The following is a 25,174-nucleotide window of genomic DNA, read 5'->3' as shown; positions in this document are numbered from 1 at the left end:
CAGGTGTTTGGCTTTTTTTAATGTATTTATGAATTATACACCGTGTTTTGGGGTATATAAAACATATAGATTAGGGTGTGATTTAGTATGAATGTAGATTTTAAATTATATGAAAATTGTTATAGTGAATTTGCCACAAAATCAAATGAAGCTGAAAGAATTAATTTTGAACCAAATGATAATTTAAGAAATCCGTTTCAAATTGACAGAGATAGAATTATTCACTCAAAATCTTTTAGAAGACTTAAGCATAAGACACAAGTATACTTAAATCCTGAAAAAGACCATTATAGAACGAGGTTAACACATACACTAGAGGTTACCCAAATAGCTAGGACTATTGCAAGGTGTTTGCGTTTAAATGAAGATTTAGTGGAAGCAATAGGCTTGGGACATGATTTGGGACATACACCTTTTGGGCATGTTGGTGAAAAGATTTTAGATAAACTCAATCCAAAAGGATTCAAACACTATAAACAATCCATTAATGTTGTCCAATATTTAGAACATTCAAGTTCTAGAATAGGTCTTAATCTAACGAAACAAACACTAGATGGAATAGTGAATCATTCAGGTAGCAATAAGGCAAATACATTAGAAGGGCAAATTATCAAATTTTCCGATAGAATTGCTTATATTAATCACGATATTGATGATTCGATTAGATCAAATATTATAAAAAATAGTGATCTACCAGTAGAAATTACAGATGAACTAGGAGATAGAGGGTCAAAAAGAATTAATTTCCTGGTTAATGATTTGGTTGATAATAGTTTTGGAAAGAATCACATTGAAATGTCTGATAAAACTTATAAACTAATGGAAGAATTGCGTTCATTTATGTTTAACAATGTTTATTTTAATGATATTGTAAGAAAAGATGATAAAAAAGTAGAATACGTACTAAGTAATTTATACAGCTACTATTTAGAAGATATTAGTAGATTACCAAAATCACATACAGATATTTATAATAATATTGAGTTACAAGATAAAACTGAAGATGATATAGTTACAGACTATATTGCTGGTATGACTGATTCATTTGCAAGAAGAACTTTTAAGGAAATTTTCATACCAGATTCTTGGAGCATATAAAGATGGGATGATAAGATGGGATTTATACCACAAGATAAAATTGATGAGATAAAAAGTGTTGCTGACATAGTTTCTGTAATTGGAGATTATGTTGAATTGAAAAGGGCTGGCTCTAATTATGTTGGGTTATGTCCATTTCACAATGAGAAGACACCGTCTTTTAGCGTATCTCCATCAAAAGGAATTTTTCATTGCTTTGGTTGTGGTGTTGGTGGCGATGTTATTTCTTTTATAATGCAAAAAGAGGGCTTATCATATCCTGAAGCTATTAAATTTTTGGCAGATAAGTTGGGTATTTTAGTCGAAACAAATGAAGTCAATAAAGAAAAATACGAACACCGAAAAAAATTATTTGAAATTAATAATGAAGCCAAATTATTTTATTACAAAAATTTATTGATAAACGACATTCCAAAGGAATATATAAAAAAAAGAAATCTCAATAATAATTTGATTAATAAGTTTATAATCGGTTATGCTGATGGGAAAAATAGTCTTTATCGTCATTTACTACAAAAAGGATATCAAAAAGATGATATAATAGAAGTTGGCCTCATAAATCAGGATGATAAAGGAAATATATATGATAAGTTTCGAAATAGGTTAATGTTCCCAATTATAGATATAAGAGGCAACGTTATCGGTTTTGGAGGAAGGGCTCTTGCAGAAGCGAGGGCAAAATATATGAACTCTCCTCAGAGCTTAGCTTACGATAAGAGTAAGAATGTTTATGGAGTTTCTAATTTAAAAAATTCTACTAAAGTTGGGAAAATCATACTGGTTGAAGGATATATGGATGTTATCTCATTGACAAATTATGGATTTGACTATGCTATTGCTTCATTGGGTACTTCTCTAACACATGATCAAGCAAAATTAATCAAAAGATATTGTAAAAATATTTATATATGTTATGATGGTGACTCAGCAGGTCAAAACGCAACATCACGTGCTATAGAAATATTTAAAGAGCAGGATATTAGTCCTAACATTATTGTAATACCTGATAATATGGATCCTGATGATTATATTAAACAATACGGAAATGAAAGTTTTAATAGGTTAATAGATAACGCAATGGATAGTGTTATTTATGAATATAAAAAAATACTTCAAAAATACGATATTAATGATGTAAAAGAAAAAATACAACTTATAGATGATTTGACAACTTTATTATCAAAATTAGATAGGGAAGTCATTAGGGATGAATATATTAAGAAATTTTCTGATGATTTAAACATAGAATATGTGAGTTTGAAAAAAGATGTCTATAATAAGCTGAAAGAAACTAAGCCTAACGTGAATTTTCATAATGAGAGAACTGAAGATAATCAAAATACAGAAAAAGATAGTATTAATAATCAAGAAAAAATAACTGCAATTGATATAATGACAATTGCTTGTTTTCATAAAGATATATACTATGATTTAAAAGAAGAATTCTCAAAATTCAAAACTAAAATCAGTTCTTATAATAATTTTATGGAGTTTGTAGATTTTTATTATTCTAAAAATAATGAAAATCAAATTGATGAAAAAGCGGCTAGAGATTATTTCAAAAATGATATTCAAATGGATCGAACTATCGATTATTTATATCAGAAATCTAGATATTCAATTAATATTAATAATATTGGTAGAGTCGTATTGGAGATTAAAAAATACCTAATGACTCAAGAAAAAGATAATATTAAATCTCAGCTAGATCTAATGCAATCAGTAGAATTTAATGAAAAGATTAATAAAGAATACAATGAAATTTTGAATAAAATCTTAGAAATTAATAGACAAATTAAAGAGTACAAATAGTCAGAAAGGAGTTTTTTTATGTCAGAAGAAAACTTGGATGTTGAAAAAATAAAAAAAGATGCATTAAACCAATTAATAGAGATAGGTAATGAGAATGATGGCATAGTAACTATCAAAGACTTCAAAAATATTGATGATATTTCTTGCCTTGATGAAGATGATATAGAAGATATAAGAAATTTGTTAATTGAAAATAATATTGAAATTTTTGAAAGTAATGATGAAATAGAAAAGAAATCATCTTCAAAGGATGATGACAATGACGATATCGAAGATGACGAATCTATTGATGATGAAGACGATGACGATATTAAAGATGACAAAAAAATCATCGAAGATGTTTCTGATATTAAAGGAATTAACGTTGACGACCCAGTAAAAATGTATTTAAAAGAAATCGGAAAAATTCCTTTGTTATCAGCTGAAGAAGAAGTCCAATTAGCACAAGAAATGGAAAATGGCTCTAAGAGAGCTAAGAAAAAATTAGCAGAAGCAAACTTACGTTTGGTTGTAAGTATTGCTAAAAGATACGTTGGACGTGGAATGAGCTTTTTGGATTTGATTCAAGAAGGTAATCTTGGTCTTATGAAAGCAGTTGATAAATTTGACTATACAAGAGGATTCAAATTCTCAACATACGCTACTTGGTGGATCAGACAAGCTATTACAAGAGCAATTGCTGACCAAGCTAGAACAATAAGAATTCCTGTACACATGGTGGAAACTATTAATAGACTTGTTAGAATTGAAAGACAATTATTACAAGATTTGGGAAGAGACCCTACAAATGAAGAAATAGCAAAAGAAATGGGAATTGAAGTAGAAAAGGTTAGAGAAGTCAGAAAAATTGCTCAAGAACCTGTAAGTTTGGAAACACCTATTGGTGAAGAAGAGGACAGTCATTTAGGAGATTTTATTGAGGATGACACTGCAATTGCTCCAGATGAAGCTGCAAACTTTACAATGCTTAGAGAAGAATTAGAAGGCATTTTAAACACTTTAAATGAAAGAGAAAGAAAAGTATTAGCATTAAGATTTGGACTTGTTGATGGTACTCCTAGAACACTTGAAGAGGTTGGCAAGGACTTTGATGTCACTAGAGAAAGAATTAGACAAATAGAAGCAAAAGCTTTGAGAAAATTAAAACATCCATCTAGAAGTCAAAAATTAAAGGATTTTTTGGAATAAAATGAAAAAACTTAGGCTTGAAGAAATAATTAACTTAGTAGATGATAATTCAATAGTTGCAGATATAGGAACAGATCATGGAATTGTTCCGTATGAATTAATAAAGTCAAATAAAGCAAAGAAAGTGATCGCATCGGATATTAGCGAAAAATCATTAGATAAATTAAGAGAAAAATTAGATTATCTTGATGAACCGGAAAAAATAATACTAAATGTATCTGATGGTTTGGATGATTTGAATGAATATCAAGTTGACACGATAATAATTTCAGGAATGGGAGGAAATTTAATCGCTGATATTCTGGGAAAAAATATCGATGTAGCTAAAAGTGCAAATTGCTTAATCTTGGGAGCAAATAATTCGCTTTCAATATTAAGAAAATTTTTACATGATAATTCGTTTGAAATTATCGAAGAAGTTGATTTATTTGAAAATGACAAATATTATCAAATATTAAAAATTAAAGTCGGTAAACAATTATTCTTAAATGAATATGAGTATGAATTTGGAAAATTTTTAATAGATAATAAATCTGAAAATTTGAAGCAATATATAAAACAACTGATAGAAAATAAGAAAACAATATTATCGAATATTTCAGAAAAAGAATCTGACAATGTTAAAAATGCTGTTGATAATATCAATGAAGAAATACAAGAACTTGAGAAAGTGTTGATTAAAATTGAAGCTTAAAGATTTTATAAATTGGTATGAAAAATTAGTTCCATTAGAACTTCAAGAAGACTTTGATAATAGTGGACTACAATTTGGTAATTTAGATAAAGAAATAAAAAAGATTTTGATTTCACTAGATCTTGACAATAATTGTTTGAATAGAGCTATTAAAGAGAAGTATGATTTGATATTTACACATCATCCAGTCATTTTTCATCCATTAAAAAATATTATAGAACAAGATAATAGTGTAAATACACGATTAATTAGTGCGATAAGAAATGATATTTGCATTTATTCATCGCATACTAATTTAGATAGTGTCGAATTTGGAGTCAGTGATGCGTTAGCTAAACAATTGCGTTTGATTAATACGAAAATCTTAGATTCTCATAAAAATAATACAGGATATGGGAAATATGCTGATATTGATGAGATTTTTGCCGAGGATTTTATTTATGATTTAAAAAACAAATTAAATCTTGAAAATGTAATTGTTTACGGTAATACAAATCGAAAGATTAAAAGAATAGCGGTATTAGGTGGAAGTGGTGGACACTTCATTCAAAATTGTATTGATAATAATTGTGATGTATTTGTATCTTCTGAATTTAAATATGATGAACAGATAGATGCACAAGATAATAATCTTGTACTAATAGATATTGGCCACTATGAATCAGAAAAATTCATTCTTGAACCTATAAGACAAACTATTAAAAAATCTTTTCCAGAAATAAAAATTGATGTTAATTATTTAGAAAAACCAACTAGAAAAATTTTCTAATTGTGTTATAATGTTATGGTGACTAAATCAGATAATCGCATGAATTCATGAGGAAAGTCCGTGCACTATAGAGCGAGGATGCTGGATAACGTCCAGTGGGGGCGACCCTAAGGCTAGTGCAACAGAGATATACCGCCATTTAATGGTAAGGGTGGAAAGGTAGGGTAAGAGCCTACCAGCATAAAGGTGACTTTATGGCTATGTAAACCCCATTCAGTGCAAAATCAAATAGGATTAAAGACGGCTGCTCGTCGTCTCCGGTAGGTAGATTGCTTGAACTAATTGGTAACAATTAGTCTAGATAGATGATTATCAAATACAGAACACGGCTTATAGATTTGGTCATAAAAAAAGATTGGTAGCAATACTGTTACCAATCTTTTTTTATTTTACAATTATATCATCATTAAAAGAAATCATCATTACTGTACCTAAGTTTAGTTTTGAATTAACTGATATATCAGCATCGATAATATCAGCGTAGTTTTTAACGATTGATAGACCTAGTCCGTAACCATTTTCTTTTGTGTTTCTGCAATCATCAACTCTGTAAAATCTTTCGAAAATTTTCGGCTTATTTTCTTCGCTAATACCTATTCCGGTATCTTTTACGGAGATGACAATTTTTCTATTGATATGTCTAGCTCTTAATAATACTGAATCATTTTTCTGACAAGCTTTAAGTGCGTTAGATAATAAGTTAATGATAATATTAGCTAACTTTTCTTTGTCAGTATGAATATCCAAATCCTCAGAAATTTCCATATCGAATAATATTCCAGCCTTATCATATTGAGTTTTCATAGATTTAAATATTTCATTTAAAAATTCAGATAAATTAAAATCAGTAGGATTATATATAGTTTCTGGAGTTGATTTTTTAAATGTATTATTAAGCTGATTAATTAAGCTAGTCAATCTATCAATTTCTACAAGAAGAGTACTTACATTTTCTTCATTAGGCTCCATAATTCCGTCTTGAATCAATTCCAAATTTACTCTCAAGTTAGTCAATGGAGTCCTTAATTCATGGCTAATATTTTGTGCATATTGTTTTCTATTAAATTCCTGAGATTTTAAAGAATTTGCCATGTAATTAATATTTTGTGATAATTGATTTACTTCAACTATATTGCTTTTTATAGTTGGTAGAATATAGTTTTGCTTTCTTATATTGACTGTAGCTTGAGTTAACTCTTCAATAGGGTTAGTTACCTTTCTTGAAAGGAAAATTGATATTATCAAACTTGTAAAGTATGATAAAAATGTGGATAAAATTATTAATCTTAACAAGTTTGTTATAAATAATTCTCCTCTTTGTTTGAAATTATTATTAATCCTATAAATATATTTGATATGACCTAACTTTTTGTTATTTTCATCATAGACATCTCTGACTACGGTGTTATACAGTGAAGTTTTCTTAGCAAGTTCAAAACCTTCTTTAAAAGAATATAATTCCTTATCGTTATTATCATAAAAGATAACATCAAGATCTAATTCGCTCAAATACCACATGTACTTATCAATGCTTTTTATACTAAGTCCTCGCTGCTGATCTAGAAATAAGTTTTTAGTAAGCTGTTCAATTTTATTTTGTCTATTTAGTTCTTCATTGTTAACAAAATTTCTGAACGATAATTGAAAAATGAATACTGCAATTAATGACAATAACATGATAGGAAATATAATAGCTCTTAAAAACTCATATAATATTTCCGACTTAAGCTTCATCGTATACACCTAACTTATAGCCGACGCCATAAATTGTTTTAATATAACGAGGTTTTTTTGGATTATCTTCAATTTTATGTCTAATATTTTTAATGTGAGTATCTATAGCTCTATCAAATGCCTCATAATCATAACCAAAAGATAATTCTATAATTTCATCTCTCGTAAAAATTTTGTTAGGATTAGAAAATAAAGTTTTGATTATTTGAAATTCATTGCTAGTGAGATTTATACTTTCTCCATCTTTGATAAATGTGTTATCATCAAAAGAAATACTTACACGTCCATTATCAAAATAAATTTTTTCTGATTTTGGAAGACCTAGTTTTTCAACTCTTCTGAGAATAGTTTTTACTTTTTGGACTAAGATTTTTAAACTGAATGGTTTAGTAATATAATCGTCAGCTCCAAGTTTTAAACCTTCTAATATTTCAGATTCATCTATTTTAGCTGTAACCATTATTACTGGAGTTTCAGTTCTTGATCTAATTATTTCCATTACTTTTTCACCACTGACTTTTGGCAACATTAAGTCTAAAATAATTAATGAATAATCAGTTGTATTAATCATATCAATTGCTTCTTGTCCATCAAATGCTTGATCAACTTCAAATCCTTCAACTTCTAAGTATTTTTTTTCTGCGTTTGATATGTTTTTCTCATCTTCAATAATTAAAACTTTTATACCGGTCAAATTTTCTTTAAACAATTACAAAACCTCCATTTGGACTTAATATTTGTCCAGTCATAAATGAATTTTTATCTGATATTAAAAATTCTACAAGATTTGCAATATCTTCAGGTGTTCCAAGTCTTCCCATAGGAGTGTCTTCTATCACGTAATCTAAATCATCCCTTGAGATATTGTCTAACATAGGGGTATCTATAGCTCCGGGTGCGATTGCATTTATTTTAATGTTACTATATCCAAATTCCTTAGCTAAAGATTTTGTAAGACCTATTATTGCAGCTTTTGTTGCGGAGTAACAAGATTCCATCGAACCACCAATCATTCCCCAAATTGAAGAAATATTAATAATATTTCCTTCCTTATTATCTAACATATCTTCTAATGCTAATTTAGACATGTGATATGTTCCATGAACATTAACATCGAACATATTATACCAATCATCAACCTTTATATCTTGAAATTGGTTAACAATAGATATTCCAGCGTTGTTAATCAATATGTCAACACATCTAAATTTATTTCTGATGAATTCGAACATTTTTTCACACTCATCAAATTTTCTTAAATCACACTTATAAGCTATTGCATCTATGCCTTTATTTCTAATATTTTCAACGATTTGTTTTGCTTTTTCTTCATTATTAAAATAGTGCACCACGATTCTGTATTCTGGATGATTTTCTAACATTTTACAAATTCCTTCTCCAATACCACCGCTAGCACCAGTTATTAAAATTGTCTTCATTTTTTCTCCTCGTAACTGATTATATTATAACATATAGGCAAATTAACAAGTCAAAATGTTTATGATATAATATTAAAACATGTTAAAATATATTTGAGTATAGGATTTGATAATAAGTGAGAGTTTTAGGAATTGATCCTGGTATAGCAATCGTTGGATATTCTATATTGGATTATGATAATAACAAAATAAAATGTCTTGAATATGGTTGCATCACAACAAGTTCAAAATCACCATTACCTGACAGATTATCATTTATTTACAATGAAATGAACAAAATTATCGATGAATTTCAACCGGAAGATTGTGCATTTGAAGAATTGTTTTTCAATAAAAACGTAAAGACAGCAATAACGGTCTCTCAAGCAAGAGGAGTAGAAATTCTAAGCTGTATCAATAAGAATTTAAATCTTTACGAATATACACCTCTTCAAATTAAACAAGCAGTTGTAGGATATGGAAGAGCGGATAAAAGGCAAGTACAAGAAATTGTCAAAACAATTTTAAAATTTAACGATATACCTAAACCTGATGATGCTGCAGATGCTGTAGCTGTGGCTTTGTGTCATATTTTTGGAAGTAAATTTAAATATTTAAATGAAATGAAATAGGAGATAATATGTATTCGTATATTATTGGAGTTATTACAGAAGTTCATGAAAATTACATAGTATTAGAAAATAACAAAATAGGTTATAAAATATTCATAACTGATTTTTTTAGGGATAATGTCAGTGCATTTGATGAATATAAAGTATATACTGAATTTGTTGAAAGAGAAGATGCAAGTATTTTGTACGGATTCTCATCTCAAAAAGAAAGAGATTTATTTAATTTATTAACAGATGTAACATCGATTGGGCCGAAATATGCAATGAATATACTATCAACTATGACTGTTGATGAATGCAAGACTGCTATTATTACTGACGATATTAAACTTCTGACACAAGCACCAGGCGTTGGCAAAAAAACCGCATCAAGGATTATTCTAGAGCTAAAAGAAAAAATCGAAAAAGATTTCGTACCGTCAGAAAAACCTGTTACAAAAGAGGTTAAAAAATCTAGTGATTCAGAATTTGCAAGAGAAGCATTGTTACAACTTGGTTATTTCAAAAATGATGTAGATGCGTTTATCGAAAACACTGATATTTCTGGATTATCAATTGAAGATATAATGAAAAAAGCTATGAAGAGCTTGGATAGTAGTAGGTAGGTGAGAAAATGGAAGATAAGAACGATAGAATTGTTGGTGCATCTTTTACAAAAACTGACGAAGATATCGACTTTAATTTAAGACCAAAATGGATGAGCGATTATATCGGTCAAGATAAAGTCAAAAAGAAATTGTCAATTTTTATTGAAGCTGCAAAGAATAGAAACGAACCATTGGATCACGCTTTATTATATGGGCCACCAGGATTAGGTAAAACAACTCTAGCACACATTATTGCTAATGAAATGGGAGTTAATCTAAGAGTTACTAGTGGACCTGCAATAGAAAAGCCTTCTGATTTAGCAAGTATTCTTACAAATTTACAAAAAGATGATGTCTTGTTTATAGATGAAATACACAGAATTAATCGTTCTGTTGAAGAAATATTGTATCCTGCAATGGAAGATTATGCTTTGGATATTATAGTTGGAAAAGGACCTTCTGCAAGAAGTTTAAGAATAGATTTGGAAAAATTTACACTTATTGGTGCTACTACAAGGTCTGGTCAATTAACAGGACCGCTACGCGATAGATTTGGTGTTTTATTAAACTTAGAGCTATACGATATCGAAAGTTTGAAGAAAATAGTTACTAGATCTGCTGGAGTTTTGGGAATAGGAATTGATGAAGAAGGTGCTATGGAAATAGCAAGACGAAGTAGAGGAACTCCAAGAATTGCCAATAGATTATTAAAAAGAGTTAGAGATTACGCAGAAGTTAGAGCAGACGGAACTATTACAAAGGAAATAAGTAATCGTGGTTTAAATTTGCTAGAAGTTGATAAATGTGGACTAGATTATGTTGATAGAAAAATAATAATGACAATGATTAATAATTTTGATGGTGGACCTGTTGGTGTTGATACAATTGCAGCGGCCACTGGGGAAGAAAGAATTACCATTGAAGATGTTTATGAACCTTATTTGTTGCAAATAGGATTTATCAATAGAACTTCAAGAGGAAGAATTGTCACAGATAAAGCGTATAAGCATTTTAATATAGTTCGAAAGAGGTGATTTTATAAGATGAATACAGATGATTTTGATTACGAGTTAGATGAAAAATTTATCGCACAAACTCCATTAGATAAACGAGATGAATCTAAGCTAATAGTTATGGATAGATTTAACGGAAGTACAGAAATAAAAAAGTTTTATAATATTATAGATTACTTAAACCCTGGTGATGTTTTAGTATGTAATAACACAAGAGTTATTCCTGCTAGACTTTTTGGACACAGACCAGGAAAAGAAGAAAAAATTGAGGTTTTACTTCTACAACAAACAGAAGATAAGTGGGAATGTTTGGTAAAACCTGGAAAGAAAATGAAATTAGATCAAGTAATAGAATTTTCTGATAAAGTAAGCGCAAAAGTCGTAGACATTACAGAAGATGGATCTAGAATTTTAAAATTCGATTATGAAGGAATTTTTGAAGAACGATTGGATGAACTTGGGAATATGCCACTTCCTCCATATATAAAAGAAAAATTGAATGATAAGGAAAGATACCAAACTGTTTATTCAAAACACAAAGGAAGTGCAGCAGCACCTACGGCAGGTCTTCATTTTACAAATGAACTTTTAGAAAAAATCAAAGAAAAAGGAATTTATGTAGTATTCTTAACATTACATGTAGGATTAGGAACATTTAGACCGGTTAAAGTTGATGATGTTAAGGATCATCACATGCATTCAGAATATTATACTATAAGCCAAGAAACCGTTGATATTATTAATCGACAAAAAAGTAAAGGACATAACATTATAGCGGTAGGGACTACAAGCGTAAGAACCTTAGAAACAGTTACGCACAATAATAATTCAAAACTAGTAGCTGAAAGTGGCTGGACAGATATTTTTATCTATCCGGGATTTGAATTTAATATCGTTGATAGCTTAATCACTAACTTCCATTTACCTAAATCTACTTTAATGATGTTGGTAAGTGCTTTTTCTAAGAAAGAATACATTTTTGATGCTTATGAAAAAGCGAAACAAAATGATTTTAGATTTTTTAGTTTTGGAGATGCTATGTTTATAAATGGAGGAAGGAATGTTTAAATTTACACTAGAGAAAAAGTCTTCTCAATGCAAAGCTAGAACAGGAACAATAGAAACAAATCATGGTGTTATCAAAACACCTGTGTTTATGCCTGTAGGAACAAGAGCTACAGTTAAAGCTATGAACAATGACGAACTAAAGTCTATTGGATCTCAAATAATTTTATCAAACACATACCATTTATACTTAAAACCAGGTCAAGAAATTATTAGAAAAGCAGATGGACTTCATAAATTTATGAATTGGGACAAACCGATTTTAACAGATAGTGGTGGGTTTCAAGTTTTTAGTTTAAGTAAGACAAGAAAAATTACTGAAGAAGGAGTACAATTTAGAAGCCATATTGATGGATCAAAACATTTTATATCTCCTGAAAAATCAATGGAAATTCAAAATGATTTGGGATCCGATATAATGATGGCTTTTGATGAATGTGTTCCTTATCCAGCAAGTTATGAATACACAGAAGACTCGATGAAAAGAACACTAAGATGGCTTAAAAGATGTAAAGATTATCATAAAAACACTGATAAGCAAAATCTATTTGGGATTATTCAAGGTGGTATGTACAAAGATTTAAGAGAATATTCTGCTAAGAATACTATTGATTTTGATTTGCCAGGGTATGCTATAGGTGGATTATCCGTTGGCGAACCTAGAGATTTGATGATTGATTTATTAGATTTTACAACTGATTTTATGCCTGAAAATAAACCAAGATATTTAATGGGTGTTGGTACACCGGATTATTTATTCGAAGCGGTAGAACATGGTGTTGATATGTGTGACTGTGTACTTCCAACAAGAATTGCCCGTAATGGTACAGCGTTAACATCTAAAGGTAAATTAGTAGTAAAAAACGCAAAATACAAAGATGATTTTTCGCCACTTGATGAAAATTGCGATTGCTATGCTTGTAAAAATCATACTAGAGCATATATTAGACATTTGCTGAATGTAGATGAAATATTGGGAGCAAGATTATTGTCTATTCATAATTTGAGATTTTTGATAAAATTGATGGAAAATATCAGAAAATCTATAGAAGAAGATAGATACTTAGAATTCAAAGATGAATTCTATAGAAATTATGGTTATGATTATCATCAAAAATGTGATAATATTAAATAAGTAAATATTTAAGGAGGATTATTATGCCAAAAATGTTAGCATCATTATTGCCTTTGATTGCACTTTTTGCTGTAATGTATTTTTTAATGATTCGTCCACAACAAAAACAACAAAAACAATTAATGGATATGAGAAACGCTATAAAAGTTGGAGACGAAGTAATTACAATTGGTGGAGTTAAAGGAACAATAGTTTCTGTAACTGATGATAGTGTTATTTTAGAAACTGCATCACAAAAAACAAGACTTGAATTTGTTAAAAATGCTATTGCATCTAATGTAAAGGCAGCAAAAGTAACAGAAAACAAACAAGAAGATAATGAAGAAAAATAGAAATTGATTTATAGCTCAAACTTAAAATTTGAGCTATAAATCCATTTTTTATTTGGAGATAATGAATGAATAAATGGTTAATAAATAATAGAGGCAATAATTTTAGCGAGGTATCACAACGATATAATATTCATCCATTAATAGCAAAGATTTTATTAAATAGAAACATAACAGATTTCCAAATTTTTTTAAATCCAAATGCCGAAAATTCATATCATGATCCTTTTTTAATGAAAGATATGGATAGAGCAGTAGATATAATTATAAATGCTATTGAAAATGATCAAAACATAAGAATAGTTGGAGATTATGATCAAGATGGAAATTCGTCGACGATGACTTTACTTGATGGTCTTGGATATTTTACAGATAAACTGTCTTATGATATTCCTAATAGAATGACTGATGGATATGGGATTTCTTTTAATATAATAGACAAATGTATCGAAGATAATATAGATTTGATAATAACATGTGACAATGGTATAAGCGCTATAGAACAATGTGAATATGCCAAACAAAATGGATTAAAGATAATTGTAACGGATCATCATCAAACAATAAAACATGATGGAAAAGAAATTATTCCAAATGCTGACGCAGTTATTAACCCACAGCAACAATCTTGCAAGTATCCATTTAAAAGTTTATGTGGCGCAGGGGTTTGTTATAAGTTAATTCAGGCTATTAATGTCAAAAAAGGATATGGCATGTTAGAATGTGAAAATTTACTTCAATATGTTGCAATGGGAACTGTTTGTGATATCGTCGATTTAAAAGACGAGAACAGATATTTTGTTACTAAAGGATTACAAGAAATTAATAATACTGATAATTACGGTTTAAAATGCTTAATTGAGATGACTGGAATTAGAAATGGAGTAAATGTTTACAGTCTAGGATTTATAATTGGTCCATGTATCAATGCTGCTGGAAGATTAGATACTGCAAAATTAGGCGTTGAACTATTTCGTGATGAAAATATGGATAATGTGGAAGCTTACGCTAAAATCTTAGTTGATCTCAATGAAAAAAGAAAAAAACTAACAGAAGAAGGATTTAATAAAGCTGTTGAAATAATTGAAAACACAGGACTTATAAACGATGATATATTGATTTGTAATGTTGAAGGGATTCATGAAAGTGTCTGTGGAATCATAGCTGGAAGAATCAAAGAAAAATACAATAAACCGACTTTAATATTAACAAAATCTGAAAATGAAAATGTTCTAAAAGGCTCTGGAAGAAGTATTTCTGAGTATGATATATTCAAAGAATTTGATGAGTTTAGAGAAATGTTTGTATCATTTGGTGGGCATCCTATGGCATGTGGATTATCAATTGAAGAGGATAAATTAGATGAGTTTAGGACTAAAGTTAATCAAAATAGCAGACTAACAGAAGAAGATCTTGTAAAAAAAATTCTGATTGATTCAAGTTTTTTTGCCAACAAGATAGATTTTGATTTGATTGAAGAAATCGATCGTTTGCGTCCATTTGGAAAAGCTAACCCTAGACCCATTTTGGGAGATAGAGACTTGGAAATTATTTTTGCAAAGATCATAGGAAAAAATAAGAATGTTTTGAAGTTGAAGTTACTCAAAAATAATAAAACAATTGATGCAATTTTGTTTTCAGAAGCTATAGATAAATATAATTATTTATTAGAAAAATTCGGTGAAAATGTAATGAGTCAACTTGAAAATAGTATTGCTTGTAATGCAAAAATCGATATTATATACTATCCTGAAATAAATGATTTTAATAATGTTAAGAATATTCAATTAAATTTAATTGATTTAAGATAAATGTTAACAATAATGCTCATGTTATGGTATAATTATAACAAATTAATTATTAGGAGGTAGCTTTATGCATTATGAACAATCGGATTTACAAAGTTTGATAAAATCTATAAAATCGTATAATCCAAATACTGATGTAGATGAGATAACTAGAGCATATGGCTACATGGTTAGAGCTCATGAGGGACAGTTTAGAAATTCTGGTGAGCCTTATGCAATTCATCCAATGGCTGTAGCAAAAATTTTGGCTTCTTTGAATATGGATGATGCAACTATCATAGCAGGACTATTTCATGATGTCGTAGAGGATACAGAAATTACTTACGAAGATTTAGAATATTTGTTTAGTAAAGAAATAGCTGACCTGGTCGATGGTGTTACAAAATTAAAACAAATTAAATTTAAAACAAAAAAAGATAATCAAGCAGAAAATTTAAAGAAAATGATATTGGCAATGGCCAAAGACATCAGAGTTATAATAATCAAATTGTCTGACAGACTTCACAATATGAGAACTCTTGAATATATGACTCGTGAAAAACAGATTGAAAAAGCCAATGAAGTTTTAGAAATTTATGCACCACTTGCTCATAGACTTGGTATGTCTACAATTAAATGGGAATTAGAAGATTTAAGCTTAAAGTATTTGGAACCAAATATTTACCAAGATATTGTAAATAAAATAAACGAAACTAGACAACAAAGAGAATTCCAAATACAAAACATTATAAGACAATTCCAAGATGAACTTGAAAAATATAATATAAAAGCAGAGATTTTTGGAAGACCAAAAAGTGTTTTTTCAATATATAAAAAAATGTACAAAAAACATTTGGCTTTTGAAGAAATCAAAGATTTATCAGCCATCAGAGTTATAGTCAACAAAGAAAGTGAATGCTATGATGTTTTGGGAATTGCTCATAGATTTTTCAGGCCAATACCTAATACTTTCAAAGATTATATTGCAACTCCAAAACCTAATATGTACCAATCTTTACACACTACAATATTAGCTCATGACGGAAGAACTTATGAGATACAAATAAGAACTTGGGAAATGCATAAAACTTCTGAATATGGTATCGCTGCGCATTGGAAGTACAAGGAAGGCACAACTAATAAAAAATCGAAATATGATAGCAAATTAGCATGGCTTAGAGAAATCATGGATTGGCAAAAAGATTATACTGATTCAAAAGAATTCATGGATTTATTCAAAGAAGAATTTGCCAATGATGAAGTTTTTGTTTACTCACCAAAAGGCGATGTAATGGATTTGCCATCTGGTTCAACACCGATTGATTTTGCTTATAAAGTTCACTCTGCAGTAGGAAACAAATGTGTTGGTGCAAATGTAGACGGAAAAATTGTACCTTTAACATACAAATTAAAAACAGGAAATGTGGTTGAAATCCTTACAAACCCAAATTCAGGCCCTTCAAAAGACTGGCTTAAAATCGTAAAATCTTCTCAAGCAAAAACAAAAATCAAACAGTGGTTTAAAAAAGAACAAAGAACTGAAAATATTGTTTCTGGAAGAGATATGCTTGAAAAAGAAGTTGCAAAAATTGGCTATAGTTTCAACGAATTACTAAAAAGAGAATGGCTTGAAGAAATTGCAAGTAAATTGAGTTTTTCATCTATTGATGATTTGTACGCAGCTATTGGTTATGGTTCTACAAGGGTTACACAAATTATTCCTAAGCTAAAGGAATATCACAAAGACTATTATGAAACAGACCAAGTTGTCAATAAACCAAATCATGTCGATTTTGTTAATGAAGAGCCAAAAGAAAGTGGAGTAGTAATTGATGGAATTGACAATGTAGAGATAAAACTTGCTAAATGTTGCAACCCAATTCCTGGTGACGAAATAGTCGGATACATTACTAGAGGTAGAGGAATTAGTGTTCATAGAAGAGATTGTTCCAATGTAAAATCTGTCAATGACAAAGATAGATTAATCACAGTTAGATGGGGAAGTAATTTAATCAATCATAATTATCAAGTTGAACTTCAAATAATATCTTTTAGTAATGTCGGTTATCTTGCTGATATAACTAAAGTTATAAGTGAATGTAAATTAAACATTAAAACATTTAATACAAGAACAAATAAAGATAAAACGGTAACGATTAATATAATATTAGAAATCAGCTCTAGTTCTCAAATCGATACAGTAATTGCTAGAATTAAAAATATTAAAGGAACTATTGACGTTTTTAGGGTGAATTCATAATGAAATTATTAGTTCAAAGAGTTAATAAAGCAAAAGTGGATATAGATGGTATAACAAAAAGTGAAATTAAAGATGGTTTTTTAGTACTACTAGGAATTCATAGAGAAGATAATGAACAGGATATTGATTATTGCATCAGAAAACTTGTTAATTTAAGAATATTTTCTGATAATGACGATAAGCTTAATCTTTCAATCAAAGATTTAAATTATGAAATTTTACTGGTCTCTCAGTTTACACTGTATGCAAGTACTAGAAAAGGGAATAGACCATCATTTGATAAATGTGCCAAAGGTGAATTTGCCAGAGATTTATACGAAAAGTTTATTGAGAAGTTAAAAAAAGAAAATGTACCTTTTCAAACTGGTGAATTTGGAGCTGATATGAAGGTATCGCTTACAAATGATGGACCAGTTACGATAATTATAGATAGTAGGAGTGAATAATGACAATAGACAAAATAGTTACTACAAAATATGGAGAAAACATGTACATTTTATCGGAAGATAATAAATGTTTTGTTGTGGATCCAGGTGCACAAGCTGATGATATTTGTGAATATATCAAAAATCGTAATTTAGAAATACAATTTATATTAATTACACATGGCCATTTTGATCATATATTTGCAGCTGAAGAATTAAAAAATAAGCTAAATACTGTTATTTATGCTCCAGAAAAAGAGAAAGATTTACTTGAAGATCCTGAAAAAAATTATACAAGAAAAGTTGGTAATCCAATTACTTTAATTGCAGATCATTATGTAAAAGAAGGAGATACGATTGAGTTTAATGATTCTAAAATATCAGTCCTAGAAACTCCAGGGCATACTTATGGTTCTAGCTGCTATATTTACAAAGACGTAATGTTTTCAGGAGATATGTTGTTCAAGAATTCAATAGGTAGATACGATTTACCGACTGCAAGTTTTGAAGGTATAAAAAACAGTGTTGAAAAGTTAAAGCTTTTAAATAATGATATAAAAGTTTATCCTGGACACGGCCCAGAAACCAATATGGGTGATGAAAAGAAATACAATCCATATTTTAAATAAAATTTAGGAGAATTATGAAGAATTTAGAAAAAAATTACAATCCAAAAGAATTTGAAGATAAAATATATAAAATTTGGGAAAATGAAGGTTACTTCAAAGGCGTTATTGATAAAGATAAAAAACCATTTACAATCGTAATGCCACCACCAAATGTAACTGGGAATTTACACCTTGGTCATGCGTTAAATAACACTATACAAGATATTTTAATTAGAAAAAATAGAATGGATGGATATAGTGCTCTTTGGGTTCCAGGGACAGACCATGCTAGTATTGCAACAGAAGCAAAAGTTGTAAGTAAATTAAAAGAAGAAGGGAAATCAAAAGAATCTTTAGGTAGAGATGGATTTTTGAAAGCATCTTGGGACTGGACACGTGAATACGGTGGAAATATCAAAAATCAATTAAAAAAATTAGGTGTATCTTGTGATTGGAGTAGGGAAGCTTTTACTCTTGATGACAATTTAACAGAAGCAGTAGAAGAAGTGTTCATAAAAATGTACAATGATGATTTGATTTACCAAGGAGATAGAATTGTAAATTGGTGTCCAAATTGTCATACTGCAATAAGTGATATAGAAGTAGTTCACGAAGATGAATCGGGACATTTTTGGAATATTAGATATAAATTTAAAGACTCTGATGATTACATTGTAATTGCTACTACTAGACCGGAAACATTATTAGGTGATTTGGCAGTTGCTGTTAATCCAGATGATGAAAGATACACTGATATCGTTGGAAAAACTTTGATATTACCATTGGTTAATAGAGAAATTAAAGTTATTGCTGATAGCTATGTTGATATGGGATTTGGAACTGGAATAGTTAAGATAACTCCTTCACATGATCCTAATGACTTTGAAGTAGGTGCAAGACATGATTTAGGACAATGCATCGTAATTGATGAGAACGCAAAAATTGTTGAAGGATATGGAAAATATTCTGGATTAGACAGATATGAAGCAAGAAAATTAATTATCGAAGATTTGGAACAAATCGGACAATTAGATTCAGTAAAAGAACACGAACATGCTGTAGGTCATTGTGAAAGATGTCATACGACTGTCGAACCATTAATCAGTAAACAATGGTTTGTCAAGATGGATAAACTAGCAAAATTAGCTTTAGACGCTTATAAAAATGAAGAAATTATATTTATTCCAAAAAGATTTGAAAAAGTTTATGTAAATTGGTTAGAAAACATAAAAGATTGGTGTATTTCTCGTCAATTATGGTGGGGACACAGACTTCCAGTTTATTATCATAATGAAACTGGTGAAGTTGTAGTTGCAAGAAAAAATCCAGATCCTGAAAAATACACTCAAGATCCAGATACTTTGGATACATGGTTCTCATCTGCTTTATGGCCATTTTCAACATTAGGTTGGCCAAACGAAACAGAAGATTTGAAATATTTCTTCCCTACAAATGTGTTAGTAACAGGATACGATATTATTTTTTTCTGGGTAATTAGGATGGTATTCTCTTCACTTTATAATTTGGGAGAAGTTCCTTTCAAAGATGTCTACTTGACAGGATTAGTTAAAGACTCTCAAGGAAGAAAAATGTCAAAATCTTTGGGAAATGGTATTGATCCGATAGAAGTTATCGATCAATACGGAGCGGATGCTTTAAGATTTGCATTAATTACCGGTAACACTCCTGGAAATGATTCAAGATTCTACATGGAAAAAGTAGAAGCTAATAGAAATTTCTGTAATAAATTATGGAACGCATCCAGATTTGTTTTCATGAATGTAGATAATGATGTCAAAAATATAGATGATGTCGAATTACAAATTGAAGACAAGTGGATTATATCTAGCTTAAATGATGTAATTGATGAAGTATCTACAAATTTAAATAAATACGAAATTGGCATCGCAGCTGAAAAAATATATGATTTTACTTGGAATGTATTCTGCGATTGGTACATTGAACTAGTTAAACCAAGACTTTATGGAGATGATTCTAATTTAAAAGAATCTGCAATCTCAGTTTTGATTTATACATTGACTAATGTAATAAAATTATTACATCCATTCATGCCATATATCACAGAAGAAATTTATAGCTATCTTCCTAATAAAAATGATATGTTGATTAATGAAACATGGCCAAAATATTCTGAAACAAAGTCATATAAAAACGAAGAACAAATTATTGACAAGTTAGTTGAATCTGTAATTAGTATTAGAAATTCTAGACAAGAAATGAATATTGCACCTAAAAAGCAATCTGATGTATATATATTGACTTCTGATAAAAACTTGGAAGAAGATTTTAAACAACTAGAGTCACTATTTAGATCAAGTGTTTCTATTAACGAATATAAGGTTAACGAAGATATATCAGAAGATAATAATATAGTAATTGTTAAAGATTCTTATAAAATTATTATTCCTTTGAATGATTTAATCGATTATTCTAAAGAACTGGAAAGACTAGAAAAAGAATTAAATACTGCTAAATCGGAATTAAAGAGAGCAGAATCAAAACTAAAAAATGAAGGATTCTTAAAAGGTGCTCCTGAAGCTCTTGTAGAAAAAGAAAAAGAAAAAGTCAAAAAATATTCACATTTAATCGACGATATTAATAATTCAATTAGCTCTATTAAGGAAAATATGTAATGAAATTCGAAATCATATTTGATTTTGTTTTGATTATGGTTTTGATCAGCGTACAATATACTTTAAATAAAATTTTAGTATCATTAAAGAAGATCGAAAAAAGATAGATGAGGATGTAATTAATTCTAATACAGGGGTGAATGATGAAAGAAGAAATATTATTAAGTGAACAACAAATTAAAGAAAAAGTTAAAGAATTAGGTGCTCAAATTACCAAAGATTACAAAGATAAAAATTTATGTGTAGTATCTCTTCTTAGAGGAAGTTTTATGTTCATGTCTGATTTGGTTAGACAAATAGATATTCCAATTTGTATTGATTTTATGACTACATCTTCTTATGAAGACGCTGAAAAATCAACAGGTAAAGTAAAAATTCTTACTGATGTAAGAGAAAATTTAGAAAACTATGATGTGTTAATAGTTGATGACATTATTGATTCTGGAAATACAATTGTAAATACTTTGGAATATATTAAACAAAAAAATCCAAAAAGTGTTAAAACATGTGTGTTGCTTGATAAGCCAAGCAGAAGACAAGTTGAATATAACGCTGATTATGTTGGTTTTGAAATCGATGATGTCTTTATAGTTGGATATGGTCTGAACTATAAATCATCATACCGAAATATACCTTATATTTTTATTTGGAATAAAGATGTATAAAGAATTTGCATATATTTACGATAAATTGACTTTTGATATTGATTACGAAAAATATTCTGATGTTATCAAAAAAGAATTAATAAGATTAGCCATAAAACCAAAATCCATTCTCGAGTTAGGTATTGGTAGTGGAAATATGACAAAATACTTCTATAACTCTTCAATTAATTATACTGGAGTAGATCTTAGTAAAGATATGTTAGAAATTTGTGCAGATAAATTTCATAATATAACTTTGATTAATGAAGATTTGCGTCAATTACAATTAACAGAAAATTATGATTTTATTTTTTCTACTCTAGATACAATAAATTATATTCTAGACTCAGAAAAACTACAGAATTTGTTCTCAAATATTAATGAAAATTGTAAAGGAGTGTTTATGTTTGATGTAAACACTCCTTATAAGCTAATAGAAGTTATGGGTAATAATCACTTTGTGTATGAATATGATGATATTTTTTATACTTGGGTTAATCAATATTACGAAGAAGATAACTTGATAGATTTTTATATTGATTTTTTTGTAAAAAATGAAGATAATTCTTATCAAAGAATTAGGGAAACTCAAACAGAAAAAGTTTATAGCCTGGACGCAATAAGATTTATGTTGTACAATAGTGGATTTAATGCTGTAAAAATAATAGATTTTGATACAGGAAAATCTCTAGAGGATTATACACAACGTGCATTATTTATATGTTATTAGGTTATAACAATTATTTCGTTGTATATTTTTATTTTGTATGTTATATTAGTATAGTAAATGAAAACTACGCTAAATTATTGGAGGAAATATGACAAAAGGAACTGTAAAATGGTTTAATGCAACAAAAGGCTTCGGATTTATCTCAACAGAAGATCAAGGAGATGTATTTGTTCATTATACTGCATTAGAAGACAACGGCGAGTATAGAAAATTAGACGAAAATCAAGAAGTTGAATTTGATATTGCCGAAGGACCTAGAGGTCTTCAAGCTTGTAATGTAAAAAAATTATAATAAAATATTATTAATATGCCCCTTTCTAGGGGTTTTTTATTTGGAGGTTATATGATAAATAAATTATATATTGCTACCGATTCCACAGAATCATTTAGATTTATAATTGTTGATTCCACGGAATTAGTACAATCGGTTAGAGATATTCATAATACATCAGCAACAGCATCTGCTGCGTTGGGAAGATTGAGTACAATGGCTTCAATTATGAGTCACGAATTAAAAAATGACAAACATAATATTACATTAAATTTGCAAGGAAACGGATATGGAGGAATGTTAATATCTACAGTAAACGGTAGAGGAGAGGTAAAAAGTTATGTAAGTCATCCAGAAGTTGATTTACCTCCAAAATCTAATAAAAAATTGGATGTTGGTAATTTTGTAGGTAATGATGGTCTTCTTACAGTAATAAAAGATTTGAAATTAAAAGAACCTTACATAGGTCAAACTAGTCTAGTAAGTGGTGAGGTAGCTGAAGATTTTAGCAATTACTTCTATCAATCAGATCAAAGACCAACTGTTGTCGCTTTGGGTGTATTGGTAGATACTGATTTATCAATTAAAAGTGCTGGGGGCTTATTTATTCAAGCATTACCAGGATACGATGAATCATTAATTGATAAATTGGAAAAAGATATCAATAAATTTCCACCAATTTCTTCTCTATTTGTAAATCATGAAAATCCATTTGACGTTTTAAATAAATTTTTTGCAGACTTTGAGTTAAAATTATTGGGTGAAAAAGAAGTGAAATATTTATGTGATTGCACTAGAGATAGAGTTGAAAGATCTTTGATTTCATTGGGAAGAGAAACATTAAATGAATTGATAGAAGAAGATGGCAAGGCTGAATTAGTATGTGATTTTTGTCATGAAAAATATAATTTTACTAAAGAGGACTTAATAGAGTTAAGAGATAATATATAGAGGATGGTGTTAATTGAAAACTAGAAATCTTACTGAAGGTAATATTTATAAGGAATTAATAAGCCTATCATTACCAATTATGGCAACGTCTTTTATACAGATGAGTTATAATTTGATGGACTTATTTTGGTTGGGAAGACTCTCTATTGAATCAGTGGCCGCAGCTGGAACTGTAGGGTTTTTTGGATGGTTAAGTTATGCAATATGTATGATGCTTAGTGTAGGTGTACAAATATCTGTAGCAGATAGCATTGGTAAGAAAGATATGGATTCTGCACAAAAATACATATCTAATGCTATAAAATTTGCCTTAATAGTTGGATTTGTATTTATTTCCTTAATGATTTTATTTAAAGTACAAATAATACATTTCTTTAATTTAGACGAATCTGTTACAAAACTAGCTTTTGAATATTACGGATTCTTTGTAGCTTCAATATTTTTTAACTTTATAAATCCAGTTCTAACTGGAATATTAAATGGACAAGGGGAAAGCAAAATTCCTTTTATAATAAACACAATTGCTTTGGGAATTAATATAGTATTAGACCCTGTTTTGATATTTGGATTTGGATTTATAAATCCAATGGGTATAAAAGGCGCTGCTCTTGCAACTTTTATTGCTCAAATGTCTGCATGTATTATGTTTATGATAGTTAGATTTGAATATTTTAAATATTTGAAGGAAAAAATGCATTTAATTTATGCAAAAAGACTTTTTGATTTAGGATTTCCTATAGCTCTTCAAGAATGCCTTTTTGCGACGTTTTCTATAATAATGGCTGCTATTATAGCTCATTGGGGAAAAGAAGCTATAGCGGCACAAAAAATAGGCAATCAAATAGAATCTATAACTTGGTTAACAGTTGGTGGATTCAGTGTTGCATTATCTACTTTCATTGCTCAGAATAATGGAGCAAAAAACTATTCTAGAGTAATGGAAGGTTATAAAAAAGGAATGAAAATATGTATTGGTATAGGAATATTTACTACTATATTTTTATTTACTTTTGCACCTCAATTATTTAAGCTATTTATTCCAGATGATCCTAATACGTTAAATATAGGGGTAGTATATTTAAGAATTTTGTCAATCTCTGAAATATTCATGTGTGTAGAAATAGCTACTACAGGATTTTTGAATGGAATTTCATTAACAAAGTATCCTTCAATAAATGGAATTATATTTAATTTCATCAGAATTCCATTGTCGCTTTTGGTTATGTATAATAACTTGAGAATAGAGTGGATATGGGTAATTATATCTTCACTTGTTATATGTAAGGGAATTAGCTTGTTTATTTTATTTTACAGAAAAGTGCACAAAAATAAATTAAAATATTTATTGGATTAAAAAAACAAGGATTGAT

General features: G+C 29.1%; 24 protein-coding genes and 1 other RNA gene. 22 read left to right on the top strand and 3 right to left on the bottom strand.

Annotated features, from left to right (window positions below; genetic code table 11):
- The first annotated feature begins 87 nt into the window (after positions 1-87).
- From B9N53_RS03500 to rnpB, 6 genes are all read left to right on the top strand, one after another.
- Entirely contained in the window at positions 88-1,098 is a 1,011-nt protein-coding gene (locus tag B9N53_RS03500; RefSeq protein WP_094203700.1) for a deoxyguanosinetriphosphate triphosphohydrolase, read from the top strand.
- Positions 1,099-1,113: 15 nt separating this feature from the next.
- Complete coding sequence (gene dnaG, locus B9N53_RS03495) at positions 1,114-2,910, top strand: DNA primase (protein ID WP_094203699.1); 1,797 nt, start codon at positions 1,114-1,116, stop codon at positions 2,908-2,910.
- Between the two features lie 18 nt (positions 2,911-2,928).
- Positions 2,929-4,098, top strand: coding sequence for an RNA polymerase sigma factor RpoD (gene rpoD / locus B9N53_RS03490; protein ID WP_094203698.1), 1,170 nt, complete (start codon positions 2,929-2,931; stop codon positions 4,096-4,098).
- A gap of 1 nt (position 4,099) precedes the next feature.
- The gene (locus B9N53_RS03485; RefSeq protein WP_094203697.1) at positions 4,100-4,792 is read left to right on the top strand and encodes a tRNA (adenine(22)-N(1))-methyltransferase; all 693 of its coding nucleotides are present in this window, start codon (positions 4,100-4,102) and stop codon (positions 4,790-4,792) included.
- Positions 4,782-5,561, top strand: coding sequence for a Nif3-like dinuclear metal center hexameric protein (locus B9N53_RS03480; RefSeq protein ID WP_094203696.1), 780 nt, complete (start codon positions 4,782-4,784; stop codon positions 5,559-5,561). The genes B9N53_RS03485 and B9N53_RS03480 overlap by 11 nt, the downstream gene beginning before the upstream one ends.
- A 19-nt stretch (positions 5,562-5,580) precedes the next feature.
- Positions 5,581-5,910: RNase P RNA component class A (gene rnpB / locus B9N53_RS03475), an RNA gene on the top strand.
- Positions 5,911-5,945: 35 nt separating this feature from the next.
- Here the strand turns inward: rnpB and B9N53_RS03470 are convergent.
- From B9N53_RS03470 to ymfI, 3 genes are read right to left on the bottom strand one after another with little or no spacing between them, the layout of a single operon-like run.
- Positions 5,946-7,295: a sensor histidine kinase gene (locus tag B9N53_RS03470; RefSeq protein ID WP_094203695.1), complete on the bottom strand. Its 1,350-nt coding sequence runs from the start codon at positions 7,293-7,295 to the stop codon at positions 5,946-5,948.
- Positions 7,285-8,004: a response regulator transcription factor gene (locus tag B9N53_RS03465; RefSeq protein ID WP_094203694.1), complete on the bottom strand. Its 720-nt coding sequence runs from the start codon at positions 8,002-8,004 to the stop codon at positions 7,285-7,287. Before B9N53_RS03465 ends, B9N53_RS03470 begins: the two co-directional genes overlap by 11 nt.
- Positions 7,997-8,734 (bottom strand): elongation factor P 5-aminopentanone reductase, encoded by a 738-nt coding sequence (gene ymfI / locus B9N53_RS03460; protein ID WP_002836494.1) that lies wholly within the window; start codon positions 8,732-8,734, stop codon positions 7,997-7,999. The genes B9N53_RS03465 and ymfI overlap by 8 nt, the downstream gene beginning before the upstream one ends.
- Positions 8,735-8,850: 116 nt before the next feature.
- Here ymfI and ruvC point away from each other — a divergent pair, with 116 nt between their 5' ends.
- From ruvC to B9N53_RS03375, 16 genes are all read left to right on the top strand, one after another.
- Entirely contained in the window at positions 8,851-9,345 is a 495-nt protein-coding gene (gene ruvC, locus B9N53_RS03455) for a crossover junction endodeoxyribonuclease RuvC (protein WP_094203693.1), read from the top strand.
- Positions 9,346-9,353: 8 nt separating this feature from the next.
- On the top strand, positions 9,354-9,950 hold the full coding sequence (gene ruvA / locus B9N53_RS03450; RefSeq protein WP_094203692.1) for a Holliday junction branch migration protein RuvA: 597 nt from the start codon (positions 9,354-9,356) through the stop codon (positions 9,948-9,950).
- 8 nt (positions 9,951-9,958) lie between these two features.
- Complete coding sequence (ruvB, locus tag B9N53_RS03445) at positions 9,959-10,966, top strand: Holliday junction branch migration DNA helicase RuvB (RefSeq protein WP_002836491.1); 1,008 nt, start codon at positions 9,959-9,961, stop codon at positions 10,964-10,966.
- A gap of 9 nt (positions 10,967-10,975) precedes the next feature.
- On the top strand, positions 10,976-12,013 hold the full coding sequence (gene queA / locus B9N53_RS03440; protein WP_094203691.1) for a tRNA preQ1(34) S-adenosylmethionine ribosyltransferase-isomerase QueA: 1,038 nt from the start codon (positions 10,976-10,978) through the stop codon (positions 12,011-12,013).
- On the top strand, positions 12,006-13,145 hold the full coding sequence (tgt, locus tag B9N53_RS03435; protein WP_035109520.1) for a tRNA guanosine(34) transglycosylase Tgt: 1,140 nt from the start codon (positions 12,006-12,008) through the stop codon (positions 13,143-13,145). The genes queA and tgt overlap by 8 nt, the downstream gene beginning before the upstream one ends.
- A 23-nt stretch (positions 13,146-13,168) precedes the next feature.
- A complete protein-coding gene (gene yajC / locus B9N53_RS03430) occupies positions 13,169-13,477 on the top strand; it encodes a preprotein translocase subunit YajC (protein WP_094203690.1) in 309 nt (102 codons plus the stop codon).
- A gap of 65 nt (positions 13,478-13,542) precedes the next feature.
- Positions 13,543-15,285 (top strand): single-stranded-DNA-specific exonuclease RecJ, encoded by a 1,743-nt coding sequence (recJ, locus tag B9N53_RS03425; RefSeq protein WP_094203689.1) that lies wholly within the window; start codon positions 13,543-13,545, stop codon positions 15,283-15,285.
- A gap of 64 nt (positions 15,286-15,349) precedes the next feature.
- The gene (locus B9N53_RS03420) at positions 15,350-17,521 is read left to right on the top strand and encodes a RelA/SpoT family protein (RefSeq protein ID WP_094203688.1); all 2,172 of its coding nucleotides are present in this window, start codon (positions 15,350-15,352) and stop codon (positions 17,519-17,521) included.
- Complete coding sequence (gene dtd, locus B9N53_RS03415; RefSeq protein ID WP_094203687.1) at positions 17,521-17,967, top strand: D-aminoacyl-tRNA deacylase; 447 nt, start codon at positions 17,521-17,523, stop codon at positions 17,965-17,967. The genes B9N53_RS03420 and dtd overlap by 1 nt, the downstream gene beginning before the upstream one ends.
- On the top strand, positions 17,967-18,575 hold the full coding sequence (locus tag B9N53_RS03410; protein WP_094203686.1) for an MBL fold metallo-hydrolase: 609 nt from the start codon (positions 17,967-17,969) through the stop codon (positions 18,573-18,575). The genes dtd and B9N53_RS03410 overlap by 1 nt, the downstream gene beginning before the upstream one ends.
- 14 nt (positions 18,576-18,589) lie before the next feature.
- Entirely contained in the window at positions 18,590-21,208 is a 2,619-nt protein-coding gene (locus B9N53_RS03405) for a valine--tRNA ligase (protein ID WP_094203685.1), read from the top strand.
- Positions 21,209-21,351: 143 nt separating this feature from the next.
- Positions 21,352-21,873, top strand: coding sequence for a hypoxanthine phosphoribosyltransferase (hpt, locus tag B9N53_RS03395; RefSeq protein WP_094203684.1), 522 nt, complete (start codon positions 21,352-21,354; stop codon positions 21,871-21,873).
- A complete protein-coding gene (locus tag B9N53_RS03390) occupies positions 21,866-22,582 on the top strand; it encodes a class I SAM-dependent DNA methyltransferase (RefSeq protein ID WP_094203683.1) in 717 nt (238 codons plus the stop codon). The genes hpt and B9N53_RS03390 overlap by 8 nt, the downstream gene beginning before the upstream one ends.
- Positions 22,583-22,670: 88 nt before the next feature.
- Positions 22,671-22,874 (top strand): cold-shock protein, encoded by a 204-nt coding sequence (locus tag B9N53_RS03385; protein ID WP_094203682.1) that lies wholly within the window; start codon positions 22,671-22,673, stop codon positions 22,872-22,874.
- 51 nt (positions 22,875-22,925) lie between these two features.
- Positions 22,926-23,804: an Hsp33 family molecular chaperone HslO gene (gene hslO / locus B9N53_RS03380; RefSeq protein ID WP_094203681.1), complete on the top strand. Its 879-nt coding sequence runs from the start codon at positions 22,926-22,928 to the stop codon at positions 23,802-23,804.
- Positions 23,805-23,817: 13 nt separating this feature from the next.
- Positions 23,818-25,158 carry an MATE family efflux transporter gene (locus tag B9N53_RS03375; RefSeq protein ID WP_094203680.1) on the top strand — a complete coding sequence of 447 codons (1,341 nt, stop codon included), beginning with the start codon at positions 23,818-23,820 and terminating at the stop codon, positions 25,156-25,158.
- Positions 25,159-25,174: the final 16 nt, after the last annotated feature.

This window comes from Finegoldia magna (assembly GCF_002243175.1).
GTDB classification, from domain to species: domain Bacteria; phylum Bacillota; class Clostridia; order Tissierellales; family Peptoniphilaceae; genus Finegoldia; species Finegoldia magna_J.
The sequence above is the reverse complement of the archived record's forward strand: the minus strand, read 5'-3'. Positions and strand labels throughout refer to the sequence as shown.

Bases quoted from the DNA above. Each gene is read 5' to 3' on its own strand.
- B9N53_RS03500 (WP_094203700.1), top strand. From the start codon at position 88: ATGAATGTAGATTTTAAATTATATGAAAATTGTTATAGTGAATTTGCC.
- dnaG (WP_094203699.1), top strand. From the start codon at position 1,114: ATGGGATTTATACCACAAGATAAAATTGATGAGATAAAAAGTGTTGCT.
- rpoD (WP_094203698.1), top strand. From the start codon at position 2,929: ATGTCAGAAGAAAACTTGGATGTTGAAAAAATAAAAAAAGATGCATTA.
- B9N53_RS03485 (WP_094203697.1), top strand. From the start codon at position 4,100: ATGAAAAAACTTAGGCTTGAAGAAATAATTAACTTAGTAGATGATAAT.
- B9N53_RS03470 (WP_094203695.1), bottom strand. From the start codon at position 7,295: ATGAAGCTTAAGTCGGAAATATTATATGAGTTTTTAAGAGCTATTATA.
- ymfI (WP_002836494.1), bottom strand. From the start codon at position 8,734: ATGAAGACAATTTTAATAACTGGTGCTAGCGGTGGTATTGGAGAAGGA.
- ruvA (WP_094203692.1), top strand. From the start codon at position 9,354: ATGTATTCGTATATTATTGGAGTTATTACAGAAGTTCATGAAAATTAC.
- ruvB (WP_002836491.1), top strand. From the start codon at position 9,959: ATGGAAGATAAGAACGATAGAATTGTTGGTGCATCTTTTACAAAAACT.
- queA (WP_094203691.1), top strand. From the start codon at position 10,976: ATGAATACAGATGATTTTGATTACGAGTTAGATGAAAAATTTATCGCA.
- tgt (WP_035109520.1), top strand. From the start codon at position 12,006: ATGTTTAAATTTACACTAGAGAAAAAGTCTTCTCAATGCAAAGCTAGA.
- yajC (WP_094203690.1), top strand. From the start codon at position 13,169: ATGCCAAAAATGTTAGCATCATTATTGCCTTTGATTGCACTTTTTGCT.
- recJ (WP_094203689.1), top strand. From the start codon at position 13,543: ATGAATAAATGGTTAATAAATAATAGAGGCAATAATTTTAGCGAGGTA.
- B9N53_RS03420 (WP_094203688.1), top strand. From the start codon at position 15,350: ATGCATTATGAACAATCGGATTTACAAAGTTTGATAAAATCTATAAAA.
- dtd (WP_094203687.1), top strand. From the start codon at position 17,521: ATGAAATTATTAGTTCAAAGAGTTAATAAAGCAAAAGTGGATATAGAT.
- B9N53_RS03410 (WP_094203686.1), top strand. From the start codon at position 17,967: ATGACAATAGACAAAATAGTTACTACAAAATATGGAGAAAACATGTAC.
- B9N53_RS03405 (WP_094203685.1), top strand. From the start codon at position 18,590: ATGAAGAATTTAGAAAAAAATTACAATCCAAAAGAATTTGAAGATAAA.
- hpt (WP_094203684.1), top strand. From the start codon at position 21,352: ATGAAAGAAGAAATATTATTAAGTGAACAACAAATTAAAGAAAAAGTT.
- B9N53_RS03390 (WP_094203683.1), top strand. From the start codon at position 21,866: ATGTATAAAGAATTTGCATATATTTACGATAAATTGACTTTTGATATT.
- B9N53_RS03385 (WP_094203682.1), top strand. From the start codon at position 22,671: ATGACAAAAGGAACTGTAAAATGGTTTAATGCAACAAAAGGCTTCGGA.
- hslO (WP_094203681.1), top strand. From the start codon at position 22,926: ATGATAAATAAATTATATATTGCTACCGATTCCACAGAATCATTTAGA.